Origin of the sequence: Craterilacuibacter sp. (genome assembly GCF_051659485.1) — a bacterium.
Taxonomy (GTDB): domain Bacteria; phylum Pseudomonadota; class Gammaproteobacteria; order Burkholderiales; family Chromobacteriaceae; genus Craterilacuibacter.
In genome coordinates this window covers 1-17,392 of the sequence record NZ_JBOFOO010000095.1, presented here as the reverse complement: position 1 = coordinate 17,392, position 17,392 = coordinate 1, and the positions used below count along the sequence as shown (strand labels likewise).

17 protein-coding genes are annotated in these 17,392 nt (G+C 59.1%); 6 read left to right on the top strand and 11 right to left on the bottom strand.

The window, feature by feature from the left end:
• Positions 1-42: 42 nt before the first annotated feature.
• From ACRC1E_RS03380 to coxB, 5 genes are read right to left on the bottom strand one after another with little or no spacing between them, the layout of a single operon-like run.
• The gene (locus ACRC1E_RS03380) at positions 43-927 is read right to left on the bottom strand and encodes a cytochrome c oxidase subunit 3 (RefSeq protein WP_438513701.1); all 885 of its coding nucleotides are present in this window, start codon (positions 925-927) and stop codon (positions 43-45) included.
• 1 nt (position 928) lies between these two features.
• Positions 929-1,117 carry a DUF2970 domain-containing protein gene (locus tag ACRC1E_RS03375; protein ID WP_438513700.1) on the bottom strand — a complete coding sequence of 63 codons (189 nt, stop codon included), beginning with the start codon at positions 1,115-1,117 and terminating at the stop codon, positions 929-931.
• A gap of 11 nt (positions 1,118-1,128) precedes the next feature.
• On the bottom strand, positions 1,129-1,668 hold the full coding sequence (locus tag ACRC1E_RS03370) for a cytochrome c oxidase assembly protein (RefSeq protein WP_438513699.1): 540 nt from the start codon (positions 1,666-1,668) through the stop codon (positions 1,129-1,131).
• Between the two features lie 10 nt (positions 1,669-1,678).
• Positions 1,679-3,310 carry a cytochrome c oxidase subunit I gene (gene ctaD, locus ACRC1E_RS03365; RefSeq protein WP_438513698.1) on the bottom strand — a complete coding sequence of 544 codons (1,632 nt, stop codon included), beginning with the start codon at positions 3,308-3,310 and terminating at the stop codon, positions 1,679-1,681.
• 9 nt (positions 3,311-3,319) lie between these two features.
• Entirely contained in the window at positions 3,320-4,432 is a 1,113-nt protein-coding gene (gene coxB / locus ACRC1E_RS03360) for a cytochrome c oxidase subunit II (RefSeq protein WP_438513697.1), read from the bottom strand.
• A 203-nt stretch (positions 4,433-4,635) separates the two neighbouring features.
• On the opposite strand from coxB, the gene ACRC1E_RS03355 reads away from it, so the two are divergent.
• Positions 4,636-4,953 (top strand): hypothetical protein, encoded by a 318-nt coding sequence (locus tag ACRC1E_RS03355; protein WP_438513696.1) that lies wholly within the window; start codon positions 4,636-4,638, stop codon positions 4,951-4,953.
• 61 nt (positions 4,954-5,014) lie between these two features.
• Here the strand turns inward: ACRC1E_RS03355 and ACRC1E_RS03350 are convergent, their stop codons facing one another.
• Together ACRC1E_RS03350 and ACRC1E_RS03345 are read right to left on the bottom strand one after the other, a co-directional pair.
• The gene (locus ACRC1E_RS03350) at positions 5,015-6,313 is read right to left on the bottom strand and encodes an anaerobic C4-dicarboxylate transporter (protein WP_438513695.1); all 1,299 of its coding nucleotides are present in this window, start codon (positions 6,311-6,313) and stop codon (positions 5,015-5,017) included.
• 257 nt (positions 6,314-6,570) lie between these two features.
• Positions 6,571-7,167, bottom strand: a complete 597-nt coding sequence (locus ACRC1E_RS03345) for a xanthine phosphoribosyltransferase (RefSeq protein ID WP_438513694.1) — start codon at positions 7,165-7,167, stop codon at positions 6,571-6,573.
• A gap of 314 nt (positions 7,168-7,481) precedes the next feature.
• On the opposite strand from ACRC1E_RS03345, the gene ACRC1E_RS03340 reads away from it, so the two are divergent.
• On the top strand, positions 7,482-8,147 hold the full coding sequence (locus ACRC1E_RS03340) for a PEP-CTERM sorting domain-containing protein (protein WP_438513693.1): 666 nt from the start codon (positions 7,482-7,484) through the stop codon (positions 8,145-8,147).
• A gap of 282 nt (positions 8,148-8,429) precedes the next feature.
• Here ACRC1E_RS03340 and ACRC1E_RS03335 read toward each other — a convergent pair whose 3' ends face one another.
• A complete protein-coding gene (locus tag ACRC1E_RS03335; protein ID WP_438513692.1) occupies positions 8,430-10,223 on the bottom strand; it encodes a 2-isopropylmalate synthase in 1,794 nt (597 codons plus the stop codon).
• Between the two features lie 241 nt (positions 10,224-10,464).
• Between ACRC1E_RS03335 and asd the strand changes: the two genes are divergently transcribed.
• A complete protein-coding gene (asd, locus tag ACRC1E_RS03330; RefSeq protein ID WP_438513691.1) occupies positions 10,465-11,304 on the top strand; it encodes an archaetidylserine decarboxylase in 840 nt (279 codons plus the stop codon).
• Between the two features lie 230 nt (positions 11,305-11,534).
• Here the strand turns inward: asd and ilvC are convergent, their stop codons facing one another.
• The 3 genes from ilvC to ilvB all read right to left on the bottom strand — a co-directional run bounded on the left by ilvC (position 11,535) and on the right by ilvB (position 14,907).
• On the bottom strand, positions 11,535-12,551 hold the full coding sequence (ilvC, locus tag ACRC1E_RS03325) for a ketol-acid reductoisomerase (RefSeq protein WP_438513690.1): 1,017 nt from the start codon (positions 12,549-12,551) through the stop codon (positions 11,535-11,537).
• 89 nt (positions 12,552-12,640) lie between these two features.
• Positions 12,641-13,132, bottom strand: a complete 492-nt coding sequence (gene ilvN, locus ACRC1E_RS03320) for an acetolactate synthase small subunit (protein WP_438513689.1) — start codon at positions 13,130-13,132, stop codon at positions 12,641-12,643.
• Positions 13,133-13,146: 14 nt separating this feature from the next.
• A complete protein-coding gene (gene ilvB / locus ACRC1E_RS03315; protein ID WP_438513688.1) occupies positions 13,147-14,907 on the bottom strand; it encodes a biosynthetic-type acetolactate synthase large subunit in 1,761 nt (586 codons plus the stop codon).
• Positions 14,908-15,097: 190 nt separating this feature from the next.
• On the opposite strand from ilvB, the gene ACRC1E_RS03310 reads away from it, so the two are divergent.
• The 3 genes from ACRC1E_RS03310 to ACRC1E_RS03300 all read left to right on the top strand — a co-directional run.
• Positions 15,098-15,910: a sigma factor-like helix-turn-helix DNA-binding protein gene (locus tag ACRC1E_RS03310; RefSeq protein WP_438513687.1), complete on the top strand. Its 813-nt coding sequence runs from the start codon at positions 15,098-15,100 to the stop codon at positions 15,908-15,910.
• A 75-nt stretch (positions 15,911-15,985) separates the two neighbouring features.
• Entirely contained in the window at positions 15,986-16,489 is a 504-nt protein-coding gene (locus ACRC1E_RS03305; protein WP_438513686.1) for an RDD family protein, read from the top strand.
• Positions 16,490-16,658: 169 nt separating this feature from the next.
• On the top strand, positions 16,659-17,392 hold a 734-nt coding region (locus ACRC1E_RS03300; RefSeq protein ID WP_438513685.1), incomplete at its 3' end, for an NCS2 family permease.

Below are 17,392 nucleotides of genomic sequence, written 5' to 3'. Positions count from 1 at the left end.
TTCCCTATTCCCTATTCCCTATTCCCTATTCCCTACCCCCCCTCACACCCAATACACAAACACAAACAACAACAGCCACACCACATCAACGAAGTGCCAATACCAGGCGGCGGCTTCGAAGGCGAAGTGATTGTGCTCGCTGAAGTGGCCGCGCAGCACACGCACCCAGATCACCGCCAGAATCAACGTACCGACGAATACATGCATGCCGTGAAAGCCGGTCATCATGTAGAAGGTCATGCCGTAAGCACCGGAGGCAAAGGAAAGCCCCAGTTCACTGAACGCATGATGGTATTCGTAGGCCTGCAGGCCAAGAAACAGACAGCCCAGGAGCACGGTGATGCCCAGCCCCCAAGCCAGCTGGCTGCGTTTACCCGAAATCAGCCCCCAGTGCGCCCAGGTCAGCGTGCCGCCCGAGCTCAGCAGGATGGCGGTATTGATGGCCGGCAACCCCCAGGCCCCCATCGAGCGATACACGGCATCGATACCGGGTGCAGTCTGCAAGGGCCAGGCCGGCGTGAAATCGGGCCACAACAGCTTGTGTGCCTCGTCACCCAGCTCCGGCAGTGCAATCACCCGCACGTAATAGAGCGCGCCGAAAAAGGCGGCGAAAAACATCACTTCGGAAAAGATGAACCAGCCCATGCCCCAGCGGAACGACATGTCCTCGCGGGCGTGGTAGCTGCCGGCGCGGCTTTCGCGTATCACATCGCGAAACCAGCCGCTCAGCATCCACACCAGAATGGCGACGCCGACCCCCAGCGACAGCGGCCCCAGCAGCATGCCGTTGAGCGCGAATGCCGCCCCCAGCCCGATACAGAACAGCGCGACCGCACCGATCAGCGGCCAGCGCGAGGGGGGCGGCACGAAGTAGCGGGTCTGCTGGTCGGCAGGCACATCGGGTGAGGCGATGCCAGGTGTTTCCATATCAAGCTCCCGCTAAGGCCACGATGTGGCGCACGACAAACAACAAACCCGCAATCAGCAACCCTGCCAGCAGCAGTGCGGCCACGATGATCTCGCCAACCTTCAACTGGCGGTCGGCCTCGGCCGCGCCACTTTGCCTGATACCGCTAAAAGCAGACCACACCGCCCGCAACGCCCGCCGTAAGCGCATGGCTGTTTCCCTCAGGGCGCTATGCTGCGCCCCGGCACATCGAACACGGTATAGGCTAGTGTGACTTCGGCTATCTCGGCCGGCAGTTCGCGGCTCACCACAAACACCACCGGAAAGCGCCGGGTCTCACCCGGAGCAAAGGCCTGTTCCTTGAAGCAAAAACAGTCCAGCTTGTGGATATAGGGGCTAGCTGCGGCCGGCAAATAGCGCGGCAGCGCCTGCCCCACCACACGCCGGTTGCTGGCGTTGGTGATTTCATAGTCAACGCGGACAAATTCACCGGTACGTGCAGCGAGCTTTCGCACCAGCGGCTTCACCTGCCACGGCAGTCCGGCCTGCACATTGGCGTCAAACACCAGCGTCACCGGCGCGCCAACAGCGACCACGCTATCTGTCGCAACCGCCGGTGCTTCGTCGGCCTTGACCACGCGATTGATGCCGGTCACTTCACAGATGGTGCGGTATAGCGGCACCAGCGCCCAGGCAAAACCAAACATCAGGCAGGCAATCAGCAACAGCTTTTTCAATAAAATCCCGTTCGCGGTATGCATCAGCGCATCCTCAATGGTGCTCGTCGCCCTTCATCTGCAGAATCACGCCGTTGTCGCCGACCTTGAGCTCGGGGGCGACCACAAAGCTGTGATACGGCGCCGGCGTGGCAATCGCCCACTCCAGCGTATTGGCCCCTTCCCACGGTTTTTGCGGTGCTTTTACACCGTGACGGATGGAAACCACCATGTTGTAGAAGAAGATCAGTTGCCCGATACCGAACATAAAGGCACCGACACTGGCGATGGCATTGAAATCGGTAAACTGCAGCGCGTAGTCGGGGATACGGCGCGGCATGCCGGCCAGCCCCAGAAAGTGCATGGGAAAGAAGGTGACGTTGAACCACACCAGCGACCACCAGAAGTGCAGCTTGCCCAGTGGCTCCGAATACATCTTGCCGGTCATTTTGGGAAACCAGTAATAGACGGCGGAAAACAGGCTGAACAGGGCACCGGCCACCAGCACGTAATGAAAATGCGCCACCACGTAATAGGTGTCCTGCAACTGGGTATCGACCGCCGCCACCGACAGAATTACGCCGGATAGCCCCCCGATGGTAAACAGCATCACGAAACCGATGGCGAACAGCATCGGTGTCTCGAAGGTCATCGCGCCTTCCCACATCGTCGCCACCCAGTTGAACACCTTCACCCCGGTCGGTACCGCGATCAGCATGGTCGCGTACATGAAAAACAGCTGCGCGGTGGCCGGCATGCCGGTGGTGAACATATGGTGCGCCCACACCATAAAGCTCAGCAGCGCAATGCTGGAGGTGGCGTACACCATGGAGGTGTAGCCGAATAGCGGCTTGCGGGCGAAAGTCGGAATCACCTGACTGACAATGCCGAAAGCCGGCAAGGCCATGATGTAGACCTCGGGGTGGCCGAAGAACCAGAAGATATGCTGATACATCACCGGGTCGCCGCCACCGGCGGCATTAAAAAAATGGGTACCGAAATGGCGGTCGGTCAGCACCATGGTCACCACCCCGGCCAGCACCGGCATTACCGCAATAATGAGATAGGCGGTAATCAGCGTGGCCCAGGCAAACATCGGCATCTTCATCAGCGTCATGCCCGGCGCACGCAGGTTGAGAATGGTGACGACAATATTGATCGCCCCCATGATGGAGCTGACGCCGAGGATGTGGATGGCAAAGATGGTCAGGTCAATGCCCATGCCTCCCTGGGTCGACAGCGGGGCATACAGCGTCCAGCCGGCCGCCGCCGCGCCGCCGGGCACCCAGAACGAAATCATCAGCAATAGCGCCGCCGGCGGCAAGAGCCAGAAGCTCCAGTTATTCATGCGCGCGAATGCCATATCCGGCGCGCCTATCATCAAGGGCAGCATCCAGTTTGCGAGGCCGGTGAAGGCCGGCATGATGGCGCCGAACACCATCACCAGCCCGTGCAGGGTGGTGAGCTGGTTAAAGAGCTCGGGCTGCCAGAATTGCAGCCCCGGGCTAAACAGCTCGGCACGTATCCCCAGCGCCATCACCCCGCCGGACAGGAACATCGCAAACGAGAACCACAGATACAGCGTGCCGATATCCTTGTGATTGGTGGCGAACAGCCAGCGCGCAAGGCCGCGCGGCTTGTCGTGGGCAAGGTGTCCGGCAAGGTGTGCACCATCGGCGATATTCATGCTGTCTCCTTAAACCTTGCCGCCGCGCGCGGCCTTGATCTCTTTGGGCTGAACGATGTCGCCGGTGTTATTGCCCCAGGCATTGCGCCCGTAGCTGATCACCGCCGCCAGCTCGGTATCCGACAATTGCTTGCCCCACGCCGCCATCGCCGCATTTTTCCTGCTGCCGTTCAGCACGATATCGATATGGCCGGGCTTGTCGGTGGTGGTAATTTTGGAGCCGGCCAGGGCAGGGAAAGCACCGGGCACACCGCCGCCATTGACCTGATGGCAGGCCACGCAATTTTGCAGGTAGACCTTCTCGCCGCGTGCCATCAGCTCGGGCAGTTTCCACACCTTGTTCGGGTCTTCCACCCTGGCGGCTGCGGCGACCTTCTTGGCCGCCAGCCACTTCTGGTACTCCTCCGGCGTCCGGGCATCGACGACGATGGGCATGAAACCGTGATCCTTGCCGCATAGCTCGGCACACTGGCCGCGATAGATGCCGGGGGTATCAACCTTGAACCAGGTATCACGCACATAACCGGGAATGGCATCCTGCTTGACCCCCAGCGCCGGCACCCACCATGAGTGGATGACATCGTTGGCGGTGAGAATCAGGCGGACTTTCTTGCCGGTGGGCACCACCAGCGCCTCGTCCACTTCCAGCAGATAAGGCCCGCCGGCGGTCTTGAGCGTGCCGTCGCGCGGCGTCGTGAGGTGGCTCATAAAGGCCACGCCCTCATCCAGATAGTCGTACTGCCATTTCCACTGGTAGCCGGTAACCTTGACCGTCATGTCCTCGCCACGCGTGCTTTTTTGCGCCAGCACCGCCTGGGTTGCCGGCCATGCCATGCCGACCAGAATCAACAGCGGAATGGCCGTCCAGACAATCTCGACCGTGGTGTTCTCGTGGAATTGCTTGGCCGTGCGTCCCGCCGTCTTGCGGTGGCGGATAATGGCGTAGAACATCACGCCAAAAACGATGACAACGATGGTGATGGTGATATAAAGAAGCAGCGTATGCAGGTCGTAGATACTGCGCGCGACACTGGTAACCGGCGTCTGGAAATTGTATTCGGCAGCATGCACGCCGGCACAAAACAAGATGGGCACCGGCAAAGCTAGGCGCAATGGCAGCATGGCTCCCCCTCACAATAAATCCCGGCCCAATCAGGCCCAATGGATACAGAACTCAGCCTGGTAATGACGGCTGGTTTACTGATGCTAGGACAGAATCCGGCAGGTGCAAGATTTACCGATGCTGTATTGCACATGCACCTAAAATAGTGCAATGGCCTGCACTGCAGTCAGGCGCAGACCGATTTGTAACGATGGAGATCAAGATGAACAAGATGACCCGACTGGCCAGCCTCGCGCTGGGCACCGCCCTGCTATCCGCCTGCCAGACCATGATGGCACCGACCGTACGCAATAATGTGGCAGCCTACGGCACGCAATGGTTTGCCGATGCCGGCCACCCGCTAGCCGGCCCGCTGGTGTGTGAAAATGCAGGCAACACCAATACCCTGCTGTGCAATGGCACCACCGTCAGCGGAAAATCCGCCAGCATGAGCGGCGTGATCGCAAGCCAGGAAGTCGCCGGTGCGCCGTTTGTCGGCACCGTCAACGGCAACCGCGTGTTTACCGCCAATATGCCTTGAAGCTGAAAGCAGACGCAAAAAAGGCGCCGTCAAGCGCCTTTTTTGCGTCTCAGAACATCATTTACAGCACCAGTCCACCCAGCAAAAAGCCGAAGGCAACCGACAGGCTGATCGCCAGCACACCCGGAATAATAAACGGATGATTGAACACGGCTTTGCCGATACGGGTAGAGCCGGTTTCATCCATCTCCACCGCCGCCAGCAAGGTCGGATAAGTCGGTAGCACGAATAGCGCCGACACCGCCGCGAACGAGGCGATCACCGTCAGCGGGCTCACGCCCAGCAACAGGGCGGCAGGCAACAGCGCCTTGGCGGTGGCTGCCTGCGAATACAGCAACATGGATGCAAAAAACAATACCACGGCCAGCATCCACGGATAACTGTCCAGCAAGGTACTGGCCGTTTCCTTGATGCCGTCGATATTCGCGCTTACAAAGGTATCCCCCAGCCAAGCCACGCCCATCACGCACACACAGGCCGACATGCCGGACTTGAACGTCGCCGCATTCAGCACCTTGCCGGTATCGATCTTGCACAGCATGCTGATCATGGCGGCAGCCGACAGCATGATGGCCATGATCGCGTCGTTACGCGGCATCACCGGCTTTTCGATCAGGCCTACCGTAGGCGAGATCGCGGTCGCATACAGCATCACGGCGACGATGGCCGTCAGAAACAGCATGACCGACAGCTTGGCATGGGGCAGAATTTCCAGCTTCTGCTCGCCGCGTATCGTCACCTGCCCCTTGGCCAGACGCTCCTGATACACCGGATCATCCTTGAGCTCGCAACCCAGGCGGTTGGCAACAAAAGAGGTCAGCACCACCGCGGCCAGTGTCGTCGGTATCGTGATGGCCAATAACTGCAGATAGCTGACACCCAACGGCTCCAGCACGCCCGAGACAAAAATCACGGCCGCCGATATCGGCGATGCCGTAATGGCGATTTGCGACGACACCACCGAAATCGACAACGGCCGTGACGGACGTATGCCCTGCTCTTTGGCGACTTCGGCAATGACCGGCAAGGTCGAAAATGCGGTGTGCCCGGTGCCGGCCAGCAGAGTCATGAAGTAGGTCACCAGCGGCGCCAGATAGGTGATGTATTTCGGATGTTTGCGCAGCAGTTTCTCCGCCAGACTCACCAGATAATCCATACCGCCGGCAACCTGCATCGATGCAATTGCCGCAATCACCGCCATGATGATCAGGATCACATCCCACGGAATGCTGCCCGGCGACGTCCCCAGAATGGCCAAGGCCACGACCCCAAGACCACCGGCAAAGCCGATGCCGACTCCCCCCAAGCGGGCACCCAAGAAAATGGCGCCCAAGACCACGGCTAACTCGATACCTAGCATTTATTTTCCCCTTTTTTAAATCCCTAGCTGTCCAGACCACGACAAATACTCTTGCTCGTCATAGTACCCACCATCCTGTCCGGCCAGCTTGATCATGCACAATGTTTAAATGCAAAAATCATTTTTTAGATGAAAACAAACTGACTAATCCCGTTACATCGCAATATCATGCCAAAAATCGGCGCTTACACTTTTGTTGCAGGCAAAAAAATATCGCCGGCAAACATGCCGGCGATAGTGCGTGACCTGCTTAAATATCAGACAAACTCGATCTTGCCTTCGGCAATACTTTTCAGGATAGCCAGCGACTCGACCCGGCTCACACCGGCCTCTTCGATCAGCGCGCGGCCGTTCTGGAAACCCTTTTCAATCACGATACCGACTCCCACCGTCTCGGCGCCTGCTTGACGCACGATGTCGATCAGCCCACAAGCCGCATGGCCATTGGCGAGAAAGTCATCCAGCACCAGCACCCGCTCGCCGGGCACAAGGTAACGGCGCGATACGCGCACACGATAGGTTTTCTGTTTGGTAAACGAGTAGACATCGCTCTCGAACGCATCCTGATCCAGCGTCAGGCTCTCGGTTTTCTTGGCAAACACCACCGGCACATTGCCGAAGTGGCGCGCCGCCATCACCGCCACGGCAATACCGGAGGCCTCGACGGTCAGGATCTTGTCGATCTTGACCCCGGAAAAACGGCTGGCAAACTCCGCTCCCATGGCATCGAGCAGCGCCACATCCAGCTGGTGATTGAGGAAATTGTCGACCTTAAGTACATAGCCATCGAGCAGACGACCGTCGCTAAGGATTTTATCTTTGAGTAGCTGCATGGTGAGGGAGGGCGGAGGCATGAAAATGCGCGCAATTGTAGCACTGCCAGTGCCCGATGATGGCGATGCCAGCAAGAATGTCTGCAAAATAGCCGGCATCCGCCAGACAAGACCGGTCGTGAACAACAACGGAAGAAACCACAGCGGCTTGGTCTATTAATGTCATAGCAACATTATAAATAAAACAATTTAATCAACTTAAAGCCGATTTGACTAAATTAATATTGTCTCCTAAACCTAGCCAGTGGAGCTGGCCAGCGGCAAAAGAGCATGTGCCGGCAAGCCATCCACCAATGTGTCAGGACGATGACGTCCTTTAACCCGAGGAGAATCTCATGAAATATGCATTCAAGGCTGGTGCACTCCTGCTGGCCATCTTACCGTTTGCCCCGCTGGCTCAGGCCCTGAATCTGGACCTGAACCCAAGCCAGAGCCCGCTATCCAATGCCACCGTCACGACCAATGGCGGCCAAAGCTGGCTGAATGTCGGTGCCGGCACCCTGAAAGGCACGCTGGACGGCAAGTCGTTCTCGACCTATTGCGTCGAGCTGAATCAGCCCCTGAGCTGGGATGCCACCCACTACACGCTGGCCAGCTTCTCTGCGGCCGACAGCAATATGCTTAACCGTCTGTATACCGTCGCGAATGATAAGGTCACTAATCTGGCCGCAGGGCTTGCATTCCAGCTGGCAGTATGGGAAATCGTCTCCGAAGCCCAAGACAGCTTCAAGGTACAGTACGGCAACGGATCCGGTAACTTCGGAGCGTCCAGTTGGACATCCACCGCCAATAATACGGCAACCCAGTGGCTGAACGAGGCCAAGAACCTGGATGCCTCCAAGGTCACCTGGAATACCCAGCGCCTGACGAATGCCTACAAACAGGACTTTATTCTGGCCAGCACGGTGGCAGCCGTACCCGAACCGGAAACCTACGCCATGATGCTAGCCGCGATGGCCCTGATGGGGGCGATTGCCCGTCGCCGCAGCAGGAAGCTCTGACTCGCCCGCGACATCACTCACCGTCGAATCCATTTTTACTGCCCGGGCTGCCGGACACGACAAAGCCGACCTCATGGGTCGGCTAGTCCGGTGCCCAAGCCTTATGAGCTTGGGCAGAAATTAAGAGGCGGCCTTGTGGGCCTAGGGTTTCAATCAAAAGGGTGTAGTGAAACCTTGTGGCTTGCCGCGCATATCCGCTGCGTCACCCGAGCCTGCAACGGGACGGGAATGGTCGGGGACCACGCAAGGGAGGCACGGCGTACCGGATGTCAAACCGAAAACTCAGACGTTACCTTGTGCTTTTACCCGTTCATCCTTATGGAACAGCTTGTTCAGTGCCGACAGATACGCCTTGGCGCTGGCGACGATAATGTCGGTATCGGCACCCTGACCGTTGACGATACGGCCTTCCTTTTCCAGCCTGACCGTGACCTCGCCCTGCGATTCGGTGCCCTTGGTAATGGCATTGACCGAATACAGCTCCAGCTCGGCGCCGCTATGCACCACACTCTCTATCGCCTTGAATGCGGCATCCACCGGGCCGGAGCCGGACGATTCGGCACGCTGCTCGGCGCCATGCTGGCCAAACACGATGGCGGCCAGTGGCGGCTCACCGGTTTCGGTTGCGATTTTGAGCGATACAAACTTGTAATCTTCCTGCTCGATGGACACCAGTTCGTCCGACACCAGTGCATGCAGGTCTTCATCGAAGATTTCGCGCTTCTTGTCGGCCAGTTCCTTGAAGCGGGTAAAGGCAGCATTCAGCGCTTCTTCGCTGTCGATTACGATGCCCAGCGCCGCCAGCTTGGTCTTGAACGCATTGCGCCCCGACAACTTGCCCAGCGTCAGGCGGTTGGCGCTCCAGCCCACCGATTCGGCCGACATGATCTCGTAGGTTTCGCGGTGCTTGAGTACGCCATCCTGATGAATACCGGACTCGTGGGCGAAGGCATTGGCACCGACAATAGCCTTGTTCGGCTGCACCGGATAGCCGGTAATGGTCGATACCAGACGCGAGGCCGGCACGATCTGCGTGGCATCGATGCGGGTATCGACATTAAAGATATCGCGCCGCGTCTTGACCGCCATCACGATTTCTTCCAGCGCGGCATTGCCGGCGCGCTCGCCCAGACCATTGATGGTGCATTCCACCTGACGCGCGCCGCCCAGTACCGCCGCCAGACTATTGGCCACCGCCATGCCCAGATCGTTATGGCAGTGCGCCGACCATACCACCCGGTTACCGCCCACCGTGGCACCGATCAGGTCGCGGAAGAAGGCCTCGGTCACACGCGGTACCGCATAACCGACTGTGTCCGGTACATTGATGGTGGAAGCACCGGCGGCGATCACTTCGCCAAAGATACGCGCGAGAAAAGTCGGATCGGAACGCAGCGCATCTTCGGCCGAGAATTCGACATCATCGGTATATTCGCGTGCCAGTTTCACGGCTTTCACCGCGGCCTCGACCACCTCGTCCGGCTGCATGCGCAGCTTCTTTTCCATATGGATCGGGCTGGTCGCGATAAAGGTGTGGATACGGCCGCGCGCAGCCGGCGCAATCGCCTCGCCGGCGGCACGGATATCGCGCTCGTTGGCGCGTGCCAGCGAGCACACCGTCGACTCGCGTATCGCCTCGGCAATGCCGCGTATCGCCTCGGCATCGCCCAAACTTGCCGCCGCAAAGCCGGCCTCGATCACATCGACACCCAGACGCTCCAGCTGGCGCGCAATGCGCAGCTTTTCTTCACGGCTCATGGATGCGCCCGGTGACTGCTCGCCATCACGCAAGGTGGTATCAAAAATGATCAAACGGTCGCCCATATCGAATGCTCTCCCATGTCCGCCGGCCAGCAAAGTGCCAACCAGATAGTCGCTGTAGTCGAATCTTTTGCCCTGGCTTGCCGCCAGTTGCGCCAGCTTGTTCAGCTGCGCCAGCGGCAGGCTGCCGCGCTCGCGCCACTTATAGATTGCGGCCCGCGACACCGGTTCATCCGGAAAAGCCAGGCTAAGTGCCTCGGCAATGATTCCGGGACCACCGAAATCGGCGATCAATCGTTCGATGTCCAATTGCATTGCGCTCTCCTGCTGACTGTTTGTCATAGACTAGAAAATCATCGACATGATGTCAAATAATATGCGAATGAATTTTAAAAAATCAGCTTTACCTGTGTCTAATTTACAATTTCAGACAATATGTCTAATTCAATCCTGTGCTGCTAGCAAAATTTGCGCTGACCAGTTGGCCCGTCATGCCGCCGGCAAGGCACAAACAGATAGGATATAATTCTTCCCTTTGACTTTTTGGGGACCGCCCTTGTCCGAGCGCCTTTTTGTACTGTTGCAACATGTGCTGCCCAAGCTGGCCATAACCCGTTTGTTCGGCTTTGTCGCCAGCCTGCAAGCAGGCAAACTCACCCAATGGCTGATACGCGATTTTATTGCCCGCTATCAGGTCAATATGGCGGAAGCGGCGGCCAGCGATCCTGCTAGCTACACAAGCTTTAACGAATTCTTCACCCGCGCACTCAAGCCCGGCGTGCGTCCGCTGGCCGGCAGCCGCCTGCTGTGCCCGGTCGATGGCGCCATCAGCCAGTTCGGCCGTATCGAGTCCGGCCAGATTTTCCAGGCCAAGGGCCGCTCGTATAGCACCAGCGCCCTGCTCGCCGGCGATGCCAAGCTGGCACAGCAATTCGAACACGGCCAGTTCGCCACCATCTATTTAAGCCCGCGCGACTATCACCGCATTCACATGCCGTGTGCTGGCCGTTTGCTGCAGATGACTTATGTACCGGGCGAGCTGTATTCGGTGAATCCGGCGACTGCCCGTGGAGTGGATGCGCTGTTCGCACGCAACGAGCGCGTGGTCTGCCTGTTTGATTCGCCGGAAGGCCAGTTCGTACTGGTGCTGGTCGGTGCCACCATCGTCGGCAGCATGGCTACCGTGTGGCACGGCGTAGTCAACCCGCCGCGTCCGGGCAAGATCGTGCACTGGGACTATCAGGATCAGGATATCCGCCTGCAAAAAGGCGAGGAAATGGGCCGCTTCCTGCTGGGCTCGACCGTGGTGCTGCTATTTCCGCACGGCGATCTGCGATTCAATCCGGCGTGGGCGCCGGCACGCGCAGTGCGCATGGGCGAGACGATGGCGGATTAAGCCTGCCGCAGACGCAAAAAAGCCGGGACAGCGTCCCGGCTTTCAGGCTGCTGGCAAAGTCATCTTCAAAAGAAGTTTCCGGACCCGGCGTAGCCGGGCCGCTCCACTTAAGTATTTGAACCGGCAGCCTTCCTGTTTTCAAGACAGATCCTGCTTGCAGTGCAAGCGGGATCTGTCATCAATCAAAAAGCCGGGACAACATCCCGGCTTTTTTCATGCACCAAACAGGCTTAGTTCTTGGACTGGTCAACCAGCTTGTTCTTGGCGATCCACGGCATCATGGCGCGCAGTTCGGCACCCACCTTCTCGATCGGATGCTCGGCGTTCAGGCGGCGACGGGCGGTCATCGAAGGGTAGTTGGTCTTGCCTTCGAGGATGAACATCTTGGCGTATTCGCCCGACTGGATGCGGTACAGCGCCTTCTTCATCGCTTCCTTGGTGGCGGAAGTCACCACTTCCGGCCCGGTCACGTACTCGCCATACTCGGCGTTGTTCGAGATCGAGTAGTTCATGTTGGCGATGCCGCCTTCGTACATCAGGTCGACGATCAGCTTCAGCTCGTGCAGGCACTCGAAGTAGGCCATTTCCGGTGCGTAACCGGCTTCGGTCAGCGTTTCGAAACCGGCTTTCACCAGCTCAACGGCGCCGCCGCACAGTACCGCCTGTTCGCCGAACAGGTCGGTTTCGGTTTCTTCGCGGAAGTTGGTCTCGATCACGCCGCCCTTGGTGCCGCCGTTGGCCGCAGCGTAGGACAGCGCGATATCGCGTGCCTTGCCGGAGTTGTCCTGATACACGGCGATCAGGGTCGGTACGCCGCCACCCTTCACATATTCGGAACGCACGGTGTGGCCCGGGCCCTTAGGCGCAACCATGATCACGTCGATGTCGGCAGCCGGGATGATCTGGTTGTAATGGATGTTGAAGCCGTGAGCGAAGGCCAGTGCCGCGCCTTTTTTCAGGTTAGGGGCGATGTCCTTGGCGTAGACGTCAGGCTGGCTTTCGTCCGGCAGCAGAATCATCACCACATCGGCTTTTTTCACCGCTTCGGCGACTTCCTTTACCTTATGGCCGGCCGCTTCGGCCTTGGCCCATGATGCACCGTCCTTGCGCAGACCAACCACGACCTCGACACCGGACTCTTTCAGGTTTTGCGCGTGGGCATGGCCCTGCGAGCCGTAACCGATGATGGCGACACGCTTGTCCTTGATGATGGAGAGATCGGCATCTTTATCGTAAAAAACTTTCATGTTGTTTTTCCTTGTGTCGTTATGTCGTTATGTCGCTATCGGAAACCCGGGATCAGGGCGGCTTGATCCCGGACTCCCGCTGCCGCAGTTCAAATCTTCAGTATCCGCTCACCACGACCGATGCCCGAGGCACCGGTGCGGACCGTTTCCAGAATGACGGCGCGGTCTATGGCCTCGATAAAGGCGCCGAGCTTGTCACTGGTTCCGGTCAACTCGATGGTGTAGGTCTTCTCGGTGACGTCGATAATGCGGCCGCGGAAAATATCCGCCATGCGCTTCATCTCCTCGCGCTCCTTGCCGGTAGCGCGCACCTTGATCAGCATCATCTCGCGTTCGATGTGCTCGGACTCGTTGAGGTCGATCACCTTGACTACCTCGATCAGCTTGTTGAGCTGCTTGGTAATCTGTTCGATCACGTCGTCGGACCCGTGCGTCACGATGGTCATGCGCGATAGCGTCGGGTCTTCGGTAGTCGATACCGTCAACGAATCAATATTGTAACCGCGGGCCGAAAACAGCCCCACGACGCGGGACAGTGCGCCCGCTTCGTTTTCCAGCAAAATGGAAAGAATGTGTTTCATCGTGATCTCTCCGCTCAGCACAGGTTGCCGTAGTCGCGATCGGCAGCCGGCGTATCGTCTTCACGCATATGCGGCGGCAGGTCCATCTGATCCAGACCCTTGCCGTTGCGTATCATCGGGAACACGTTTTCCGACTGATCGGTTCGGAAGTCCATAAATACCAGACGCTCTTTCAGCTTGGCGCTGAATGCCTCGCGCAGCGCCGGCTCGACGTCGGCCGGGCTTTCGATCTTGATGCCGACGTGACCATAAGCCTCGGCGATCTTCACGAAGTCCGGCAGCGCATCCATATACGACTCGGAGTAGCGCGTGCCGTAGAAGAACTCCTGCCACTGGCGCACCATGCCCAGATAACGGTTGTTCAGCGAAATCACCTTCACCGGCGTGTGGTACTGCTTGCAGGTCGACAGTTCCTGAATGTTCATCTGGATAGAGCCTTCGCCGGTGATACAGGCGACGGTAGCATCCGGGTTGGCCAGTTGCGCGCCCATGGCCGCCGGCAAGCCGAAGCCCATGGTGCCAAGCCCGCCCGAATTCAGCCACTGCTTGGGCCGGTCAAACTTGTAGTACTGTGCCGCCCACATCTGGTGCTGGCCCACATCGGAGGTAATGATGGCATTGCCGCCGGTAATCTCGTACAGGGTTTGCACCACATGCTGCGGCTTGATGAACTCGCTGGACGGCTTGTACAGCAGGCAATCACGGGCACGCCAGGCTTCAATCTGCTGCCACCAGTTCGCCAGCGCAGCGGCATCCGGACGCTGACTGGAGGCACGGATCAGCTCCAGCATGTCTTTCAGCACATGTTTGACATCGCCCACAATCGGCACGTCCACCTTGACGCGCTTGGCGATCGAAGACGGATCGACATCGATATGGATGATCTTCTTCGGGCTGGACAAAAAGTGCTCGGGCGAGCTGATCACCCGGTCATCGAAGCGCGCGCCGATAGCGACCAGTACATCGCAGTTCTGCATCGCCATATTGGCTTCGTAAGTGCCATGCATGCCCAGCATGCCCAAAAACTGCGGATCAGAGCCGGGATAAGCGCCCAGACCCATCAGGGTATTGGTACATGGCAGACCCAGCGCACGTACAAGCTCGGTCACTTCTGCTGCGGCACCCCCTTGTATCGCGCCGCCACCGACATAGATATACGGCCGCTTGGCGTCCATCAGCAAGCCGATAGCCTTCTTGATCTGGCCCGGATGGCCGCGCGTCACCGGCAGGTAGGAGCGGATGCTCACACTATCCGGATAGACAAACTCGGCCTTGGCTTGAGTCACATCCTTGGGAATATCGATCACCACCGGACCGGGGCGACCGGTACGGGCAATGTAGAATGCCTTTTTGATCGTTTCCGCCAGATCCTTGATGTCCTTGACCAGAAAGTTGTGCTTCACGCACGGGCGGGTGATACCCACCATATCCACTTCCTGAAAGGCATCCATACCGATGGCCGGTGTCGCGACCTGGCCGGAGATCACCACCAGCGGTATCGAATCCATATGGGCGGTGGCAATGCCGGTCACCGCATTGGTCGCACCGGGACCCGAAGTCACCAGTGCAATGCCAACCTTGTCGCAGGAGCGCGAGTAGGCATCCGCTGCATGAATGGCGGCCTGCTCATGCCGCACCAGTACATGCTTGAACTGGCTCTGCCTGAAGATTGCATCATATATTTCTAGAACCGCGCCGCCGGGGTAACCGAAAACATACTCGGCACCTTCTTCCTGCAGGCAGCGGACCAGTATTTCCGCGCCCGATATTTGCATCTTGGCCTCTTCTTATCTATTGCGTCCCGTTGCAGATAATGACCATAGCGTATCTGCCAAAACACGGTCAAGCGCTTTTGTGCATCTGCACAAGCCGCCGGCCAGATAGAAAAACCGGCCGTTGCCATAGTCATACCCTCAGGGACGGCTCTTTGCTAAGATAGCGCCCTGACCCTAGCAAAATTTATTGATGGCAACCCGCAAACAATTATCCGACTTCCTTCGCGCGATCGAAGCCAAAGCGCGCTACCAGGCATCGCTGGCACTGCCCGACCCGCTGGCTGCGCAAGAAGCGGTCAGCCGGGCACAGGCAAGGACCATCCGTCTTTATGCCGCCGCCAGCCCGGCGCAATTACCGCTTTTATTTCAGCGCACGCTGGCGCAGGTTCTGGCTCGATCCGTCCGCCGGCCGCTATGGGCACGCTTGCATGTCCACATTCAGGACGCCGATGCCCCCATTTTGCTGGAAACCCTGAGCGCCGCGGCGCCGGATGCCAACTGGTGCGGCAGTCAAGAGATCCCGCCCCTGCTGCACGCTGCGCTGGCCTTATTGCCGGCCCAGGAAAGGCAGGCTTACCTCTTGCGCCACTGGCTGGGGTTCAGCCCGCAACAGGCCGCAAGCAGCATGGCATGCTCGCGCAGTGCCTTAATCCGGCGGGAACGCTCGGGGCGCCATGCCCTGCATACCCTGCTGGCGATAAAGGGCCTCGGCCAGCATACGGCTTATGCCAGTCTGGACTCGGCGATTGCTGCTGCCCTGAATCATGGTCTGCCGGCAGAGCCCGCCCGCCTATCCCCGCCCTGCCAGGCGGCACTGGATGCACTAGCACAGGCCGGGCCCAGCCGCGGTGCCCGCCTGCGTCCCTGGCTTGCGCTCAAGCGCCAAGCCCTGTTCCGGTTAGCCTGCTATACACTTCTGGCCTGCGCTCTTGCCCTCGTCTGGCCGCAATTAGAATGGCCGCAACCAGATCTAGGCCGGGCCGCCACACGCGGCCACTCATGAGGCACTCAACAGCGGCCGCGTACACCGCGTCCATTCAGGTAGAATATCGCCACCTGTATTCCCGCCCCAAACCTGATGCCAACTGACCTTACCCCCCCCTCATTCAGCCGTACCCTGGCAGCCCTGGTGTACGAACTGCTGCTCACCGCCGCCGTACTGCTGGCGCTAGCCACGCTATTGACCCCGCTCAAGGCCGTGCTTGGCGCAAGCTTTGCTGCCGAGCAACTATTTCGCCTGCTGCTGGCGGGCCTGCTGTTTGCCTATTACGGCTGGTGCTGGGTCAAGGGTGGACAGACGCTGGCGATGAAAACCTGGCGCCTCAAGCTGGTACGCGCCGATGGCCGCGCACTGGACTGGCCAACGGCACTGCGCCGCTACCTGATCGCTCTGGCCCTGTTTGTCGGCGTACCGGCCCTCGCCTATGCCGGCTGGAGCCGCTCGCTGGGCGAAGCCGCACCACTATGGCTGGCCTTGATCTGGCTACCGCTACCCTTTATCGCCCGTGGCATAGACCCGGAACAGCGCAGCCTGCACGACAGGCTGGCCGGCACCCGCGTGCAGTGGCTGGGCAAGCAATAATTCCCGAAGGCGGGCCAAGCCCGCCATTCCCCATTCCCCATTCCCTGTTCCCTATTCTCCATCTCCTCTATACTTGCGCCCCTGACGGAGCGGGCGCCGGATATCTGCCGGCCGCCCGCCTAGCACCCGACTGTGTTCGGGTTTTCGCAATCTCTCTCCGGAATCACGCATGCTGGAAAAACTGTTCCACATCCGTGCGCAAGGCTCGTCCGTGCGCACCGAAATCCTCGCCGGATTTACCACCTTCCTCACCATGTCGGCCATTTTGTTCGTCAACCCGGACATCCTCGCCGCCGCCGGCATGGACCACGGCGCGGTGTTTGTTGCCACTTGCCTCGCCGGTGCCATCGGCTGCCTGCTGATGGGTTTGCTGGCCAACTATCCGATCGGCCAGGGGCCGGGCATGGGCATCAACGCCTTTTTCGCCTTCGGTCTGGTCAAGGGCATGGGCCTGCCGTGGGAAACCGCGCTCGGTGCGGTATTCCTGTCCGGCATCCTGTTTATTCTGGTCAGCCTGTTCAAGGTGCGCGAATGGTTTGTCAATGCCATTCCTGCCTGCCTCAAGCACTCGATCTCGGCCGGCGTCGGCCTGTTTATCTCGCTGATCGCCATGCAGCAAGCCGGTATCGTGGTTGCCAACCCCGACACCATGCTGGCACTGGGCCCCTTGGGTACGCCATCGGTGCTGCTGGCGGCATTCGGCTTCTTGCTGATGGTGGTGCTCGACCGCCGCGGCGTGCCCGGCGCCATCATCATCGGCATCCTGACCGTCACCGCGATTTCGATTGCCCTGGGTTACACGCCGTATAGCGGCATCGTGTCCGCCCCGCCGTCACTGGCACCGACCTTCCTCAAGGCCGACATCATCGCCGCGCTGCACCCGGCGGTACTGGGCGTGGTGCT

Bases quoted from the DNA above. Each gene is read 5' to 3' on its own strand.
- ACRC1E_RS03380 (WP_438513701.1), bottom strand. From the start codon at position 927: ATGGAAACACCTGGCATCGCCTCACCCGATGTGCCTGCCGACCAGCAG.
- ACRC1E_RS03375 (WP_438513700.1), bottom strand. From the start codon at position 1,117: ATGCGCTTACGGCGGGCGTTGCGGGCGGTGTGGTCTGCTTTTAGCGGT.
- ACRC1E_RS03370 (WP_438513699.1), bottom strand. From the start codon at position 1,668: ATGCATACCGCGAACGGGATTTTATTGAAAAAGCTGTTGCTGATTGCC.
- ctaD (WP_438513698.1), bottom strand. From the start codon at position 3,310: ATGAATATCGCCGATGGTGCACACCTTGCCGGACACCTTGCCCACGAC.
- coxB (WP_438513697.1), bottom strand. From the start codon at position 4,432: ATGCTGCCATTGCGCCTAGCTTTGCCGGTGCCCATCTTGTTTTGTGCC.
- ACRC1E_RS03355 (WP_438513696.1), top strand. From the start codon at position 4,636: ATGAACAAGATGACCCGACTGGCCAGCCTCGCGCTGGGCACCGCCCTG.
- ACRC1E_RS03350 (WP_438513695.1), bottom strand. From the start codon at position 6,313: ATGCTAGGTATCGAGTTAGCCGTGGTCTTGGGCGCCATTTTCTTGGGT.
- ACRC1E_RS03345 (WP_438513694.1), bottom strand. From the start codon at position 7,167: ATGCCTCCGCCCTCCCTCACCATGCAGCTACTCAAAGATAAAATCCTT.
- ACRC1E_RS03340 (WP_438513693.1), top strand. From the start codon at position 7,482: ATGAAATATGCATTCAAGGCTGGTGCACTCCTGCTGGCCATCTTACCG.
- ACRC1E_RS03335 (WP_438513692.1), bottom strand. From the start codon at position 10,223: ATGCAATTGGACATCGAACGATTGATCGCCGATTTCGGTGGTCCCGGA.
- ilvC (WP_438513690.1), bottom strand. From the start codon at position 12,551: ATGAAAGTTTTTTACGATAAAGATGCCGATCTCTCCATCATCAAGGAC.
- ilvN (WP_438513689.1), bottom strand. From the start codon at position 13,132: ATGAAACACATTCTTTCCATTTTGCTGGAAAACGAAGCGGGCGCACTG.
- ilvB (WP_438513688.1), bottom strand. From the start codon at position 14,907: ATGCAAATATCGGGCGCGGAAATACTGGTCCGCTGCCTGCAGGAAGAA.
- ACRC1E_RS03310 (WP_438513687.1), top strand. From the start codon at position 15,098: ATGGCAACCCGCAAACAATTATCCGACTTCCTTCGCGCGATCGAAGCC.
- ACRC1E_RS03305 (WP_438513686.1), top strand. From the start codon at position 15,986: ATGCCAACTGACCTTACCCCCCCCTCATTCAGCCGTACCCTGGCAGCC.